The sequence below is a fragment of the Bacillus sp. FSL M8-0063 genome, assembly GCF_038005545.1.
Classification (GTDB): domain Bacteria; phylum Bacillota; class Bacilli; order Bacillales; family Bacillaceae_G; genus Bacillus_A; species Bacillus_A wiedmannii.
Window position 1 is genome coordinate 3,226,313 of record NZ_JBBOTJ010000001.1, and the last position, 15,737, is coordinate 3,242,049.

The window sequence follows — 15,737 nt, forward strand, 5'->3', positions numbered from 1 at the left end:
TATTTATTCGTCATAAAATAACGCTTTTGTTCAATTTAGTAATTTCTTATATAATGGAAGTTAACTAATCCAGAAGGGACTGAATTATGCGCAGATATCAATATTTTTAATCTACCTATCACAACAACATAATGGAGGTAAAAATATTGATTACAGAACTACACACACAAAGATTGCATTTAAGACAAATGAAAGAATCAGATTCATTAAGCTTATTTAGAATATGGTCTGATCCTGACGTTACAAAATTCATGAATATAAGTAATTTCACTGATGAAAACCAAGCGAAAGATATGATTCATTTTCTCAATGAACTGGCTCAAAATAATAAAGCTATGCGTTTTACTATTATTGAAAAAGAATCTAATCAAATCATTGGTTCATGCGGTTATAATTCCTTAGATTTCGAAAATTTAAAGACTGAGATTGGCTATGATATTTCGAAAGCATTTTGGGGCAAAGGATATGCCCCTGAAGTAATCTCCGCTTTACTAGAATATGCTTTTACACATCTGAAACTAAATCGTGTCGAAGCAAAAGTTGAACCAGAAAATGTGAACTCCATAAAAGTATTACAAAAATTACAATTCACTTTTGAAGGGACTCTAAGAAAAAGCGAAATCTCAGCTGGGAAGCTTATCGATTTAAATATCTATTCGAAATTAATAACAGATTAATTTTAGTCTCTCGGCCTATACTATATCGAAGTATAGGCTTCTTTAATTTTTATACAAAATTCAAATTGTATAGCAATCTACTAAGACAACTATCTTGTAGAATTTTTAAAAATTTATATATACTTATAATAAATAATTAGTTATACTATGAAAGTTCCTTACAGTCATAAATATGGAATCAACAATTGCAACAACTTTACTTCCTTAAGTCCTAGCATTTTAAGCTAGGACTTTTTACTTACTTTACATCGACACGCGCTTGACTTGCTTCTCGACTAAATCCATCCGGATATCTTTTAGCTAATTTTGCGATATTCATTTCAGCAATATCTTGTAACGTATATCCTAGTTCGTGCGCCATAATCGATAAATAATACATAATGTCTCCAAGCTCTAAGGCTAATTTATAAGTATTTCCGTCCTCTTCTCCTGGACAATGCGATGGTTGAAAACCATGTCCATGATAAATTGCTTTTTTAACAATATCAGCAACTTCACCAGCTTCACCTGTAAGTCCTAAAGCTGCATTTGAAACACGTCCTCCAAAATCAGTTTTGTTATTCCAAGTACGTAATGTTGCTTCCTGATAATCGTTTAATTCACCGATTGATAAAATACTTGCGATTTGTAAAACAGTAGCTTCTTTTATAACCTGTTCACCTTTTCTTGCTTCACTAATTAATTTAGTTGCTTCCAATACACCATTTTCCATAACGTTCATTTTGTTTTCCCCTTCCTATTTAGCAAATTCCTAATCCTATTGGACGATTTTCAATTAAATACTTATCAGCCTGATCTATTACAAGGAGCGCAACCTCAGCTTGGTGTCTCCTTAGTTCTTCTGACATCTCTGGTAAACTCATACCTTGATTCCACATTTCACGAAAACGAACTACATCTCTTTCATCCCAAATGAAGTTTGCTTCTTCTAAAGCAATGTATATTTTCAAACGTGATTCTTTCATCGCTTCATGATTTCTTGCTACACTCATAAGCGAACCTACTTTCCAAAATAATTATTTTATCTTTTCAGTAAACTTAGTATCCACACGGTCAACTTTACCGTTTACCCAAACCGCAACTTGCTCACCAAATCCGCTCATTGGTGGATTTACTGCTGTTACATTTCCGTCCTTCACTATTAAAAGCTTGTTGATGCTAACATCAATTTCTATTTTTTTCATATGTCTCTCTCCCTTTTACTACCGCATGTACTCGACAACATCAGGTTTAAAACCACTTCCTAAATAAATCCTTACAGGAACGATTTCTTTTTTATCCCTTGCTGCCTTACATAACTCTTCTGCTGTATCCCAACTAAAAAACTTATCTACAGCGCGTTGGAATCTCCAAATTGCCATTACATATTGTTCAAAGATGTCATAACGATCATCTTGCTTAGTTGTGCGTGGTAACTCATCCGTACTCTTTGCATTCTTTGGAACTTGGACGCGTACATCAGCGTATGTATTGCGCCCAGATCCTTTCTTAATATTGGCTTTCATTACATCAAACCCACAAATTGCTGGCTCTACATCGAAAATATTTAACTGCTTAGGCATGTGCCATCCCACTCTTCTGAAGAAGTTCCAGTAACTCACTTGTGCCTTCCTTGCTCAAAAACATTCGACCATCAAGCAATTCCATGTTTGATTCGGAAACTTCACCCGTTACAAAGCATGACTTTTCATGTTTTCTTAAAACGATGTTTTCCCCATCAACATGAAAGTCTAGTGCCGTTCCTTCAGCAATCCCCAAAGTTCTGCGTAACTCTACCGGAATTACTACACGCCCTAGCTCGTCTACTTTTCTTGCAACACCTGTGTTTTTCATACCTTACTCCCCCTTGTTAACTAGCTTTTTGTTGTTTGTTTCTTTCTAATTCTTGTTTCATTGATTCGAATTTTATTAACCATGCTTGCCAACGCTTATCATTCTCTGCTTGCTGTTGCTTTGCTACTTCACAGTTACAACCTTCCGTTAGAATTACACCCGGATAAGTTTCTTTACGAATAATTCCTGTATTACGGCATAATGCACACATTGTTATTCCCCCTTTTTGAAATTGCGTAATCTATAATTATCCCCATGCATTTCTAACATTTCAGCGTTTTCCATCATCCGACTAAAATCTCGTTCTCCATACATTCCTGCTAATTCACCGATTGTAAAATTAGTAGTGAATAAAGTACTTTTACCTATACGGCTGTCTACAATTTCATTTGTCTTCGTTTGTTTCCAAGTAACGCCTTCTTTATCTTTCTCAGTAAATTCCGCTCCAAAGTCATCGATAATTAAGACATCAACTTTTGCTAGAAGAGACATAAGCTTGTCCTCTGTCATTTCACTGTTTTTATTCCAGGTTGATTTGATTTTTGTGAATAGCTTATTCATTTGAATAAACATTGCACTGTGACCCTTTTTCATAAGCTCTTTAGTGGCTGCCACACACAAATGGCTTTTCCCTACTCCGTAATTACCCGTTATTATCATGCTTGTTGGTTCTTCTCTATTGAATGAAGTAACAAAATCCATAATCGTTTCTTTTGCATCAGCCAATTCTTTTTTAGTTGGTACATAATTTTCAAATGTAGCTTTCTTGAGTTTGTCATTTATTAAGCTGTTATCAGCAAATGCATCATACAAATGAATGATTTCATTTTTCTTTTTTATAGCTATTGTCTCTATAGCTAATTTCTGATCTTCTTTTTCTACCGATCTACATTGAGGACAAAATTCCTCATTTGTTTCTGTATCTATCAACATGCGTTTACTGCAAACATCTTTAAAGTTTTCTTTTCCTACTAAAAATACATTCGTACATCTATTAGGCGACAATACATATCTTTGACTAGCGTCTCTTGAAGTCGTATTTATTGAGGAAGCTACTATCTTTTTGATTACTTGCATTGTTTTTCTCTCCTTTTTTACCTTTGTTTTTAAACTCTATTTCTGCTGCATTAACATCAGCTAAAGTACAAATATTTTTATTAACCCACTTTTTTAAAATGCCCTCAGCATAATTCCATTTCTTCTGCTGTTTCAATGCACGTTCCATAGCTGCTTGTACAAGTTCTTCGCTTGTATCGTTTACCCATTGCGAAATACTTTCGGCTATGAATGAATTTAAAATCCCAAAATTATTTTCGTAGAAAGAGAAGATACTACTACTTACATTATCTGTAGTACTCTTTGTAGTAATCTTTGTATTTGTCTTTACTTTGAAGTTAGAAGAGTCCTTACTTGTAAGTAAGGAGGGTGGTAACTTAGAAGTATCCACCCTATTTACTTCTGAGCTACCAGCATCTTCTTTTATTGGTTGATACATACTAGAGATTTTCTTAATTTCTGTTGGGATAGGTTCCACAAACATTACGTTATTTAAATTTTTCCCATCAGCTTTAATGTTCCTGAATTCAATGTTTATAAGTAGCATATCCGTTAATAAATCACATGCCCTTTTCACTTGTAATTTTGTGAATCCAAAAGTATCAGCTAATTGTTGATAACTTTTTTGTAATTTATCCGCTTTAAATTTTTTCTTATAAGTAACCTTGCTAGTATTTTCATCTCGAATAACTGTAGGACGATACCAATAAACAATTTCACTCAATACCATAATTGCTACAATATGAGGCTTACCATTACTAAAAGTGATGTAATTAAACCATTCATGATCTACCACATTACCTTTAAAATTTAATCCACCAATTTCAGTTACTATGTTCGTCATAAACATTTACCTCCTCGTATACACTGCCACATATGCTTGTCCATTTTTGATATTCCGTTGAATTTCATAATGCGGATAACCAACTTTGAAATACTGTTCAATCATTCGCTTTAATTTATCTTCTCTTATCGCTAAATCCCAGAACTTATTAGGTAATAGCACTTGATATTCAACTAAATCCATGTACTATTTCCCTACTTTCCGTGGTATACTTATATCAAATTGTTTTACTTAAAGGACCCATTACCGTGGGTCTTTTTATTTTCTTCTATATCACTCCAAGCCCATTTTTTAATTGGTTCATACGTGATGGAATACAGCAATGCACTCAAAACTATTACCATTGTAAAGATTGATAATGAAATTGAATCCTCCATCAAATCACCTCCTTACCTTTCAGATAACCATCGCAAAAGAAACTCTTTAGCTTTTTGAGATGGAAAGTACCACTTTGAGCCCACTTTAAATTTCGGGAATCTCGGATCAAAGAAGAATTCTTTTTGAATTGTATTCCAACTCATACAAGTTCTTCTTTTCAATTCGTTTGTATCCCAAAACACTAGTTCAGCATCAATTGTTTTTACTTTTTCCTCCACCTTTTCTAAATAAATTTTTCTGACTTCTTTTTCATCAACTTGAACGCTAATCACTTTAACAACCCCCTATTTCCCTACATAAAAACAAACTCACTTACTGGATATTTAATGTTTTTCATTTTATACATTCGGTTTACTTTTACTCCATCAATAAACTTTAGGTTTACTTAAATCGTTAAAAAAAAGATCTTTCGGGTTTTCCTCAAGAGCAATTGCAATTTTTTCTGCTAAGTCTATTTTCAATGTTCTTTTCTCATTTTCAATATACCAGTAGTGCATTTTAGTGATTCCAACTTTATCGGCGACGTCTTGGCAAGACATCCCTTTTTCTAATCGTTTTTGTTTCAACTGCTTCAAGTTATTTCCTCCCTTCGCTGCCTGTGATTTCATTATAAGTAAACCTTAGGTTTATTTCAAGTTCTTTTCAAAAAAAATTCAAATTAATTTCACCTTGTGGTAAACACTATGTTTACTTTATACTTTATGTATCATAAACACTTTATAAAAAGGGGACGTTAATGTTGATCGGGGAAAAGATTAAAGAACTCAGGAAAAATAGTAAGATTACACAAGAGCAATTAGGTAATGCTATTGGTGTATCTAAAATGGCTATTTCTTATTTTGAAAAAGGTAAAAAATCACCTGGGCGTGAATCAATAGAAAAGATAGCAGATTATTTCGGAGTAACTACAGATTATTTGTTAGGAAGATCTACTGATGACAGGTTAACCGAAGAGCAGGATAAAAATGCTACAGAGATAGGAAAAAAGATTGAAAATCTTATAACTAAATTATCAGAAGAAGAACAGAAAAAGGCTTGGGAACAACTAGAGATGTATGTTCAATACCAAAAAAACAAAGAACAAAAATAAAAAGGCTAACTGTAATAGTTAGTCTTTTTTTGTTTTATGTACATCAGATAATACTTGCTTTAATTGTTCCTCAATATTATAAATATTCCCTTCTAATATCCATTTAACAGCTACTTCTCTAGCTACTTGTTTTTTTTTCATCATAAATTCCCCCCGCACATCCTCTGTATTATTTATGAACATTTTTTAGTGATTCTATTTCTGGTGTCCTACAAACAGTTTTAAAATAAGTTTCGGTCTTCTCCTTGTTGAATATAGAAAAAAATAGGTGTCGGTTTTTTTATCGATAATAAAAACCCTACATTTCCCAAAAAGCACGAAAGACGCTGCGATATACGCAACGTCTTTTTTATTAACTATTTAATTTTGTTATTAAAGTCCACCAGGTTCGGACATCATATATTGAACTTTATTTTGAATAGGTTGTTCTTTACTGTTCATTGTTGCTGCCCCAGCATTTAAAGTTAGAGTGAACACACTCATAATACATAAAACTACTATACTAAATTTCCCCATTCTCATCCCACTCTCTTTTCTACTGATACTAACACACGTTTTACAGCATTGGCATAATGATAGTTACCAACACGTTCGAAACACTTCAAAGCTGCTCTTAATCCCAGTATATCATTGTTAATTCTGGAAATATAGTACATTATGAATGGAGATACAAACTTCCTTTCTTTGGATAGTTCTTCAAACATTTTCAAGGCTTTTTCCTTATCACCATATAAACCCTCATAATATGCACATTCGGATAAATCAATGCATGTAAAATCAATTTTATCAAGATTATATCCATTATCTATGTAGAGATACGCCAAAGTAGACTGAAAGGATTTATACTTTCTACTTTCTTTCGAAATTCCATTATCCTCTAAATATTTAAGACTTTGCAATAGATACTTTTCCGCTTCCAGGACATCAGTGAACAGATAGCTCTCTCCAAGACAACATAACGCTGTTGCTTTTATTATTGGTACTTCTAATTCTGCTTTTAATATTGCTTCACATTTAACTCTACAATCTGTCAAATCTTCATTGAATAAATTAATATATGCACTTCGAACATTATAATGTATTTCATGACAAGATTTTATAAATTGGTTTTTTATGAGTACTAAATTTTTTTCCACTTTATCAGAGTAAGGAAGCATCGCTCTATAATTAAAAATATCATACATTGAGAAACTGTATAGCATATTCACAAGTACCTGAACTTCTGAATCATTTGCAAACAAAAAATTATCCATTTCGTCAATTAATATTTGTCCTCGCTTAATATTTTGGTTTCTATAATTAAATAACTTGTAAATTTTAAGGTACTTCCTTAGATGCTGTTTTTTCTGATGTTTCTCTATGAGTTTATGCATAATTTTATATTGACCAATTCCTTGACAATAGCAAAGAGCTTTACGAATATTCAAATCACCCTTACACAACATAATAAACTCATTTAAGATATCTTTCCTTTCTTCCATATCCTCAAATAATACAGAGGCTATCAGTAAAAAATTATCAAACTTCATTTCTGCTGTATTACCTGTCACCGCATCTGTAATTACTACCCGATCTACACCAGTTTTTCTTTGAATATCAGGGAATGTCATTTCACTTTTTTCAGCCTGTTTTTTTATACGCTTCATTAACTCCTTCACTACAAACACTTTCCCTTCTCGAACAAGGAACCCATCCTAATAATTTCTCAAGTTTGGAAACATTATACGAGAAGAGAATATCTTAGTTTTATGTTATACTCAATGAGGCTCGTATGTAGCGAAGTGTTTCCTAAGTGCTGGTTAGGGAACGGTTTAAAGGGAGGTGTGAGAGTCCCCCTTGAACACGCTTATATGGGTCTTTTTCGTTCAGTTTAGTTACCCCAATATTAACACGAATTTTTTAAATTTTTACAAAATAATTATTGATCAAATGTTGAGAAATTTTTAAATCGCTATAAATCAACATTTAGTGAAATATGCAATTATTCATATTTCCATTTCGATGCTATGCAGATTTATCATCACAAAAAACGAACTCTCGTTCTCTGCGTTCACAATATAACACTTATTAATAAAATACTTCATAATATTAAGCATTTTATCTTCTTACAAATTACATTTTACTAGTAAAGTAAGACTTTTTATATAATTCAACTATTATAGTACTGCGTCATACTTTTCTCTAATTTTGTTTTCTAAGTCTATTAAATTATTATCATTTCTAAAAAAGTCTTCATTATAAACATTTTCCTCTAGATCAATTTCTAAATAAAATACTCCAACCTTTTCTAGATACTCTATTAAATAATCTTTATTATATGCCGCCTCGTCACTCCATGCGACTCCCTCATTATTTAAGTAAAGAACTGGATTCATGTATTCATTTGAAGTGAAAAAATTACAATGATACGACATATAATTTATAGATCGGTTTTCAGGATCTATTGTTTGTTTACATATACAAACAAAGTCTATAGAGTCTATCTGAGCTGCTATATAATATTTCCAATCTTTTAAGTTCGGTGAATCAACATTTTCCACCTTATATTTATGTAGTCTATTATTAAAATAACTATAATATAATTGCTTACGCTCATGATATTTACTTATTTCTTCTTCCAATGTAATTGTTTCTGGCGTTATAATTTCTTCAAAATTCTTAAGATTCATTATCTCAGTTTTTAATCTAGTAATAACAGAATGTAAAATTTTATTATCAGTATACTTTTCACTTATTTCATCTAGAGTATTTTTACTAATAGGTCCAATTAGTAAAAATATATCTAAAACTTCATATAAAAAATCTGTTACAACGTCTTTGAATAACACAGGTAGATTCTTAACATACGATGTATTCATAAAATAATCAAATAACAAAAAACCTTTTAAAAATTCCGTTTGCTTATAAACTTGGTAATTATTTTTATTAGAAACTTGTAAATGAATTATTTTTCTAAAATTACCTTTTGTCTTATAAAAATGTTCTCTTAATTCATTGACTGAAATATCCGTATTCATTCTTGAAGCAATTATTATGAACTCAGACCATTCCAAATTAGACAAATGAATAAATTCCCTAATCATAGATTCCACCAATAAGTTATTATATTGTAATTCTATACATTTTTCTTTATCTATAATGATAAAGAAAGATAAATTACTCTCTAAAAAGAAGGTCTTATTTTCTAAAATAAAATTATTAAAACTATGATTGTCCATTTTATCCAACTCATCTATAATGAAAAAGATCTTATAATCCTTTGAAAGAAGATTCAAAATTCCAATTAATTCATTTTGAATTTCATCTTTATAATAATTTTTTGTTTTTATTATTTGAGTATTATATTTATCTATATTTTTATCAGATTCACTCTTCGAAATCCTCCCATTGAACCCGAAAATTTTGAATGGAAATTTTATAGAGGCTTCAGAGTAACCTTTATATTCTTTTGTCAAAGAATGCCCTTTATCATTAATTTCTTTATGAACAATACTGAAAAGAATTTTTTCTTTTAATTCACCCATACATTTTTTTATTTTTTTTTGCATTTCCGAATCCATGTCCTCGATGTTTAACTTTTCTAAACATGTGAATATGTCTCTCAAAAATGTATTATTATTATTATTAGTTATATTAAATTTTAAAAATAAGTATTCATGTTTAGCTTTATATAGGTTTAAAAAATAATTTATAATAGTAGATTTTCCTACCCCCCTATTCCCAGAAAGTACTGTTATTCCAGGTATATGGTTATAGAATAATTTCTCTATTCTTTTTATACTTTGATAAGACCTAGGTGAAAACATAATTTGTTCAAGTTGCCCATCGTCTAATGCCTTTAATGTAAAAATTTTTTTCAAAGGTTTAACCTCCTATTTTTTATTTAAATAATTATTTATATTAATATTCATTATATATACAAATAAATAACAATACCATATATTAACACATTTTAAGCGAATCTTATCAAAACACATATTCCACTATCAAGATTACTTTGTATATCCACTAATTTCTTTTACAATAATTAGGTTATCATGCTATTATTCAACTAAAGTTACTGTACAGCTAATACTAACTACAATTATTATTAAGGAGGATTCTAATGGCTAGCTTTAGAAAAGTGAGCAATGGTTGGCAATATAGGATAAAGTTTAAGGACCCCTATACTCACCAGTACAAAGAAAAAACTAAACGTGGCTTTAAAACAAAAAAAGAAGCCCAAATTGCGGCTGCTGAAGAAGAACAAAGGATATTGAATGGTTTTGAAATCGAAAATGTCCCAACATCTTTAAAGTACTTCCTAGAAGATTGGCTTAAATTGTACAAAGAAAATACTGTAAGAAAAAACACGTTCATCCTACACAAAAGGAACGTTGAAAAACACATCATCCCGTATTTTAAAAATATAAATTTAAAAGATCTGAAACCGATGATGTATCAAAATTTTATTAATCATCTTACTGATCAAGGGTACAGTAAGGGAACTGTAAAGATAATTCACCGAACTATGAATAATGCAATGTGTAAGGCCATTAGTTTAAAAAAGATTGGAACAAACCCTTGTGATGATGTTGTAATTTCAAACAAAAACCAAAAAAAAGAGGAAGGTCTCAAGTATATGCGTACAGAAGACATTCCACGATTCTTAAAAGCATCTTATCAATATAATTACATCTATTATATCTTTTTTAAAACACTTATCAATACTGGAATGAGAAAAGGTGAAGCTGCTGCTCTTCAATGGAGTGACATCGATTTTAAAGAACAAACAATAAATATTACAAAAACATTAGATTTCCATGCTAAGATGGGTGAAGAACTTTTTGGTGATACAAAAACATTTTCATCCAGACGAACAATTATGATTCCAGCTCCACTTGCTAAAGATTTATTGAATCATAAGAAGTGGCAAGATGAAAATATATTAGTATTACAAGAAAGTTATAAACATGATTTAGATTTAATCTTCACCAGAACAGATGGTAATTTCTTACCGAAATCAACTTTATTCAACGCCTTTTCAAGAATTTTAAAAAAGGTTAACATACCTAGTCTTGATATCCATTCTTTAAGACATACACATGCTGTTTTATTATTAGAGTCAGGCGCTAACTTAAAATATATACAAGAACGATTAGGTCATAAAAGTATCGAAATGACATCCAATGTCTATTCACATATTAGTGATAAAATCAATAAAGACTCTATTTCTGAATTTGAAAAGTATATGAGTAATGTTTTAGAGTAGAATTTTTTTTGGTGTTTTTTGTGGCTGTTATGTGGCTGTTTTTCATTTTGCAACCACATAACGTTGTGATAAGAGGTAAATAAAAAACCCTTGATACCAGTTGTATCAAGGGTTTAAGCCTCTTAGTATAGAGACATATATTGATCGCGTTCCCATTGGTGAACTTGTGTGCGGAAGATGTCCCACTCAATCTCTTTCGCTTCGATGAAGTGCTCAAGTAAATGGTCACCTAGTGCACCACATACTACTTCATTCGATTGCAATGTAATTAATGCTTGCGCTAATGTTGCTGGTAAGTCAACGATGCCTGCTTCTTCGCGCTCTTCTTTTGTCATTACATAGATGTTACGGTCTACTGCAGCTGGTGGAGTTAATTTGTTTTTAATTCCATCAAGACCTGCTGCTAATAATGTAGCCATTACTAAATATGGGTTTGCAGCTGGGTCAACACTACGTACTTCTACGCGTGTGCTAATTCCACGAGATGCAGGGATACGTACTAACGGGCTACGATTTTGTGCAGACCATGCTACGTAACAAGGAGCTTCGTATCCAGGTACTAAACGCTTGTAAGAGTTTACAGTTGGGTTTGCTACCGCTGTAAATGCTGGTGCGTGTTTTAAAATACCTGCGATGAAGTGACGAGCATCATCACTTAATTGTAAGTCACCGTTTTGATCGAAGAATACGTTCTCACCATTTTTGAATAGTGATAAGTTACAGTGCATACCTGAACCGTTCACACCATATAATGGTTTTGGCATAAATGTTGCGTGTAAACCGTGTTTACGAGCAATTGTTTTTACAACAAGTTTGAATGTTTGAATGTCATCACATGAACGAATTGCATTTGCATATTTAAAGTCAATTTCGTGTTGTCCTGGAGCAACCTCATGGTGAGACGCTTCAATTTCAAAGCCCATTTCTTCAAGTTCAAGAACGATATCACGACGACAGTTTTCCCCTAGATCCATCGGCGCAAGGTCGAAGTATCCACCGTTATCGTTTAATTCTAATGTTGGATTTCCTTTTTCATCTACTTTAAATAGGAAGAATTCTGGCTCTGGTCCAAGATTGAAATCTGAGAATCCTAATGCTTCCATTTCTTTTAATACACGCTTTAAGTTGTTACGTGGATCGCCATCAAATGGAGTGCCATCTGCATTGTAAATATCACAGATTAATCGAGCTACTTTGCCTTTTTCAGCTGTCCAAGGGAAAATTACCCAAGTATCTAAATCCGGGAATAAGTACATATCAGATTCTTCAATACGTACGAAACCTTCAATAGAAGATCCATCAAACATCATTTTGTTATCAAGAGCTTTTGTTAATTGGCTCACTGGAATTTCTACGTTTTTAATTACTCCTAAAAGGTCCGTAAATTGTAAGCGGATATACTTTACATTCTCTTCTTTCGCCAAACGGAAAATATCTTCTCTTGTGTACCTAGCCATTATAAATTCCTCCTTAGTCCCTCTAAACACCTTCAGAATCAGTTATCTTTAGTGAAAAAACCTTGAAATGTCACCTTGTCGCAATGAAGTCCGATTAAACCTACCTGTATGTTGTAGTTCATCTCGAAGTATTTTGCGAAGCTCAGTTTTTGAAATTTCTTTCGTTTCTTCTTTTACTTTCACTGTTTCTGTTTGATTTACTTTCATTAGTAACACTTGTTTAATACCAGCCATATTCAAGCCTTGATCTAATAAATCTTTAATCTCTAACAACTTATCTACATCGTTAAATGAAAATAATCTACGATTCCCCTTTGTACGGGTTGGAGAAACAAGATTATGCTCTTCATAGTAGCGAATTTGACGTGCAGATAATTGTGTTAAATCCATAACAATACCAATAGGAAACAGCGGGGCAGAACGTCTATCTTCTTTCATTGTTTCAGTTCCTCCTTCGCCTTAACTGCTTCTCATTTTACACCATGTTATGTTTAGTGTCAATAGATGTTAGCTTTTCTTACATGATTTTTTATAAATTTTTTCATTCTTTTTTCTAATGAAATAAATTATTACTTTCACACGAAAAAAGCTGTCGAAATCGACAGCTTCTCCTTAAGAAATTGTTAATAATTCTTTTTCAATTAACGCATCAATTGCAGAACAAATCGCAATCTTTACATGTGAATAAGTTAACCCACCTTGCACGTAAGCAACATAAGGCGGACGAATTGGACCATCAGCTGACAATTCAATACTTGCACCTTGAATAAACGTTCCCGCAGCCATAATTACATCATCTTCATAACCGGGCATATAGTTGGCATATGGAGTGAAGTGAGAATTAATCGGAGATGCATATTGAATTGCTTGGCAGAATGCAATCATACGATCTTTATCATCAAATTGAACAGACTGAATTAAATCTGTTCTTGGTGCATTCCATGCTGGTGATGTATTCATTCCTAACTTCTCTAAAAATGCAGCTGTAAAAATCGCACCTTTTAGCGCTTGTCCCGCTACATGCGGCGCTAAGAAGAAACCTTGATACATTTCTTGTAGACTGTATAAAGATGCCCCTGCTTCCGCACCGATTCCTGGAGATGTTAAACGATATGCACATGCTTCAACATACTGTTCTTTACCAACAATGTAACCACCAGTTTTAACAATTCCACCACCAGGGTTTTTAATAAGCGAACCTGCCATTAAATCTGCACCAACATGACATGGCTCTTGCTCTTCAATAAACTCACCATAACAGTTATCTACAAACACAACAACATCAGGTTTAATTTCTTTAACGAATGCTATCATCTCTTTAATTTGAGAAATAGTAAATGATGGACGAGTAGCATAACCTTTTGAGCGCTGAATCCCAATCATCTTCGTATTACTATGAATTGCAGTCGCAACAGCTCCAAAATCAACAAGCCCCTCTTCAGTAAGCGGAACTGCATTATAACCAATATTATATTCTTTAAATGAACCTACACCTTTTCCGCGTACACCAACGATTTCTTCTAACGTATCGTACGGTTTGCCAGTGATGTACAATAGCTCATCTCCCGGACGTAAAATACCGAATAACGCTGTAGAAATAGCATGAGTACCTGAAATAATTTGCGGACGAACAAGACCAGCTTCCGCTCCAAATACATCCGCATACACTTTTTCTAACGTATCACGGCCAATATCATCATAACCGTAACCTGTCGTCGGAATAAAATGCGAATCACTAATTTTATGTTTACGAAAACTTTCTAATACACGAAACTGATTACTTTCAATTACTTCATCCGCGCGTTTATGTACTTCTGTAACCTGGCTCTCTACTTCTTTTACGATTGGAGCAATTTTTTCTCCATTTTTCAAACGATCAAACATTTTTATTTTCTCCTTCTTCCACTAAAAATCTCTTTAATTGCACATTAAGCGATGAATGAGCAAAAATATACCCTACGCAATCATATACAAATTTATCTTCCAGAAACTCCATCTTTGTTAATAGCGTTTCTGTCTTTAATAGCGTTAACAACTTACCTTCACTCGGTGGAATTTCCACTTGATAACGATTCATTTCTTCCTTCATTTTCGTTTCTATCGCTTCTTTTATATGCAATAAATCACTTTGTTCAAAGGCACTAGTCATTAAGAAGTCACTTTTCGGAAACGGAATAAAGTTTTGATGTAATTCATCTTTTTTATTATATAACGTAATAATAGGAATATGATTAATTTCAAGTTCTGACAATAATCGTTTTACTGTTTTCTCATGCCCTACATAATTAGGATCTGCTGAATCAACTACATGTAAAATAACATCCGCTTCACCAGCTTCTTCTAATGTCGAACGAAAAGCAGCAATTAATGACGTAGGTAAATCTTGTATAAAACCCACCGTATCAGTTAGTAATACTGTATAACCTGAAGGTAACGGCATCTTCCTTGTCGTCGGGTCTAGCGTTGCAAACAACAAGTTTTCTTCAAACGTATCTGCTTCCGTCAATCTATTAAACAGTGTAGATTTTCCCGCATTCGTATACCCTATTAATGAAACTTGAAATACTTTATTATTTTTTCTTCTCTCACGATATCTTTTTCGATGCTCCACAACAACCGCAAGTTGTTTCTTTATTTCATCAACGCGTGATCGAATATGGCGACGATCCGTCTCAAGTTTCGTCTCACCCGGCCCTCTCGTTCCAATACCACCACCAAGACGTGATAACGACAATCCTTGCCCCATAAGACGCGGCATTGTATATTGCAACTGAGCTAATTCTACTTGAAGCTTACCTTCCCTCGACTTCGCACGTTGCGCAAAAATATCTAATATTAGTTGCGTTCGATCAATTACCCTCGCATCTAATACTGAGGATAAATTCCGAATTTGACTCGGCGTTAATTCGTTATTAAATACGATAACATCCGGTTCTAATTCTTCCGTTAACATTGTAAGCTCTTCTAATTTACCTTTACCTATATAAGTCGCCGGATGAAACTTCGGTCGTTTTTGCGTTGTAGACACTAATAATTCTGCTCGTGCAGTCTTCGCTAGCGATGCAAGCTCTTTCATGGAATGCATAAACTTTTCATCATCATCTTGTGGCAATTGACAGCCTACTAATATGACTTTTTCTTTTTCTTCCAT

Annotated in this window: 23 protein-coding genes; 3 read left to right on the forward strand and 20 right to left on the reverse strand. The window is 32.8% G+C overall.

Annotated elements, in window-relative coordinates:
* Positions 1–146 precede the first annotated feature (146 nt).
* Positions 147–677, forward strand: a complete 531-nt coding sequence (locus MKX31_RS16270) for a GNAT family N-acetyltransferase (RefSeq protein ID WP_098112090.1) — start codon at positions 147–149, stop codon at positions 675–677.
* Between the two features lie 238 nt (positions 678–915).
* Here MKX31_RS16270 and MKX31_RS16275 read toward each other — a convergent pair whose 3' ends face one another.
* The 12 genes from MKX31_RS16275 to MKX31_RS16330 all read right to left on the reverse strand — a co-directional run bounded on the left by MKX31_RS16275 (position 916) and on the right by MKX31_RS16330 (position 5,396).
* The gene (locus MKX31_RS16275; protein WP_340981274.1) at positions 916–1,398 is read right to left on the reverse strand and encodes a nucleoside triphosphate pyrophosphohydrolase family protein; all 483 of its coding nucleotides are present in this window, start codon (positions 1,396–1,398) and stop codon (positions 916–918) included.
* A 19-nt stretch (positions 1,399–1,417) separates the two neighbouring features.
* Positions 1,418–1,669: a helix-turn-helix domain containing protein gene (locus MKX31_RS16280; protein WP_340981276.1), complete on the reverse strand. Its 252-nt coding sequence runs from the start codon at positions 1,667–1,669 to the stop codon at positions 1,418–1,420.
* A 24-nt stretch (positions 1,670–1,693) separates the two neighbouring features.
* Entirely contained in the window at positions 1,694–1,861 is a 168-nt protein-coding gene (locus MKX31_RS16285) for a DUF3954 domain-containing protein (protein WP_340981278.1), read from the reverse strand.
* A gap of 18 nt (positions 1,862–1,879) precedes the next feature.
* Positions 1,880–2,239: a cell division protein SepF gene (locus MKX31_RS16290; RefSeq protein WP_340981280.1), complete on the reverse strand. Its 360-nt coding sequence runs from the start codon at positions 2,237–2,239 to the stop codon at positions 1,880–1,882.
* On the reverse strand, positions 2,232–2,510 hold the full coding sequence (locus tag MKX31_RS16295; RefSeq protein WP_340981282.1) for an AbrB/MazE/SpoVT family DNA-binding domain-containing protein: 279 nt from the start codon (positions 2,508–2,510) through the stop codon (positions 2,232–2,234). The genes MKX31_RS16290 and MKX31_RS16295 overlap by 8 nt, the downstream gene beginning before the upstream one ends.
* Positions 2,511–2,526: 16 nt before the next feature.
* Positions 2,527–2,721 (reverse strand): hypothetical protein, encoded by a 195-nt coding sequence (locus tag MKX31_RS16300; protein ID WP_340981283.1) that lies wholly within the window; start codon positions 2,719–2,721, stop codon positions 2,527–2,529.
* A gap of 2 nt (positions 2,722–2,723) precedes the next feature.
* Positions 2,724–3,587 carry an ATP-binding protein gene (locus MKX31_RS16305; protein WP_340981285.1) on the reverse strand — a complete coding sequence of 288 codons (864 nt, stop codon included), beginning with the start codon at positions 3,585–3,587 and terminating at the stop codon, positions 2,724–2,726.
* A complete protein-coding gene (locus MKX31_RS16310) occupies positions 3,529–4,410 on the reverse strand; it encodes a DnaD domain-containing protein (protein ID WP_340981287.1) in 882 nt (293 codons plus the stop codon). Before MKX31_RS16310 ends, MKX31_RS16305 begins: the two co-directional genes overlap by 59 nt.
* Before the next feature lie 6 nt (positions 4,411–4,416).
* On the reverse strand, positions 4,417–4,593 hold the full coding sequence (locus MKX31_RS16315) for a hypothetical protein (protein WP_340981289.1): 177 nt from the start codon (positions 4,591–4,593) through the stop codon (positions 4,417–4,419).
* A gap of 44 nt (positions 4,594–4,637) precedes the next feature.
* Positions 4,638–4,787 (reverse strand): hypothetical protein, encoded by a 150-nt coding sequence (locus MKX31_RS16320; protein WP_340981291.1) that lies wholly within the window; start codon positions 4,785–4,787, stop codon positions 4,638–4,640.
* Between the two features lie 12 nt (positions 4,788–4,799).
* Positions 4,800–5,060: a group-specific protein gene (locus MKX31_RS16325; protein WP_340981293.1), complete on the reverse strand. Its 261-nt coding sequence runs from the start codon at positions 5,058–5,060 to the stop codon at positions 4,800–4,802.
* Between the two features lie 93 nt (positions 5,061–5,153).
* Complete coding sequence (locus MKX31_RS16330) at positions 5,154–5,396, reverse strand: helix-turn-helix transcriptional regulator (protein ID WP_340981294.1); 243 nt, start codon at positions 5,394–5,396, stop codon at positions 5,154–5,156.
* A gap of 131 nt (positions 5,397–5,527) precedes the next feature.
* Between MKX31_RS16330 and MKX31_RS16335 the strand changes: the two genes are divergently transcribed.
* Complete coding sequence (locus MKX31_RS16335; protein WP_340981566.1) at positions 5,528–5,878, forward strand: helix-turn-helix domain-containing protein; 351 nt, start codon at positions 5,528–5,530, stop codon at positions 5,876–5,878.
* Between the two features lie 18 nt (positions 5,879–5,896).
* Here MKX31_RS16335 and MKX31_RS16340 read toward each other — a convergent pair whose 3' ends face one another.
* From MKX31_RS16340 to MKX31_RS16355, 4 genes are all read right to left on the reverse strand, one after another.
* Entirely contained in the window at positions 5,897–6,019 is a 123-nt protein-coding gene (locus tag MKX31_RS16340; protein WP_340981296.1) for a hypothetical protein, read from the reverse strand.
* 231 nt (positions 6,020–6,250) lie between these two features.
* Positions 6,251–6,394 carry a hypothetical protein gene (locus MKX31_RS16345; protein ID WP_340981298.1) on the reverse strand — a complete coding sequence of 48 codons (144 nt, stop codon included), beginning with the start codon at positions 6,392–6,394 and terminating at the stop codon, positions 6,251–6,253.
* Positions 6,395–6,396: 2 nt separating this feature from the next.
* A complete protein-coding gene (locus MKX31_RS16350) occupies positions 6,397–7,524 on the reverse strand; it encodes an AimR family lysis-lysogeny pheromone receptor (protein ID WP_340981299.1) in 1,128 nt (375 codons plus the stop codon).
* 510 nt (positions 7,525–8,034) lie between these two features.
* Positions 8,035–9,738 (reverse strand): P-loop NTPase fold protein, encoded by a 1,704-nt coding sequence (locus tag MKX31_RS16355; protein WP_340981301.1) that lies wholly within the window; start codon positions 9,736–9,738, stop codon positions 8,035–8,037.
* A 245-nt stretch (positions 9,739–9,983) separates the two neighbouring features.
* Between MKX31_RS16355 and MKX31_RS16360 the strand changes: the two genes are divergently transcribed.
* Positions 9,984–11,129: a tyrosine-type recombinase/integrase gene (locus tag MKX31_RS16360; RefSeq protein ID WP_340981303.1), complete on the forward strand. Its 1,146-nt coding sequence runs from the start codon at positions 9,984–9,986 to the stop codon at positions 11,127–11,129.
* A gap of 122 nt (positions 11,130–11,251) precedes the next feature.
* On the opposite strand, the gene glnA is transcribed toward MKX31_RS16360, so the two are convergent.
* The 4 genes from glnA to hflX form a co-directional block, all read right to left on the reverse strand.
* Positions 11,252–12,586 carry a type I glutamate--ammonia ligase gene (glnA, locus tag MKX31_RS16365; protein WP_000135336.1) on the reverse strand — a complete coding sequence of 445 codons (1,335 nt, stop codon included), beginning with the start codon at positions 12,584–12,586 and terminating at the stop codon, positions 11,252–11,254.
* A gap of 48 nt (positions 12,587–12,634) precedes the next feature.
* On the reverse strand, positions 12,635–13,024 hold the full coding sequence (glnR, locus tag MKX31_RS16370) for a transcriptional repressor GlnR (protein ID WP_000656785.1): 390 nt from the start codon (positions 13,022–13,024) through the stop codon (positions 12,635–12,637).
* Positions 13,025–13,198: 174 nt separating this feature from the next.
* Positions 13,199–14,470: a methionine gamma-lyase family protein gene (locus MKX31_RS16375; protein ID WP_064477040.1), complete on the reverse strand. Its 1,272-nt coding sequence runs from the start codon at positions 14,468–14,470 to the stop codon at positions 13,199–13,201.
* The gene (gene hflX, locus MKX31_RS16380) at positions 14,463–15,737 is read right to left on the reverse strand and encodes a GTPase HflX (protein WP_064477041.1); all 1,275 of its coding nucleotides are present in this window, start codon (positions 15,735–15,737) and stop codon (positions 14,463–14,465) included. Before hflX ends, MKX31_RS16375 begins: the two co-directional genes overlap by 8 nt.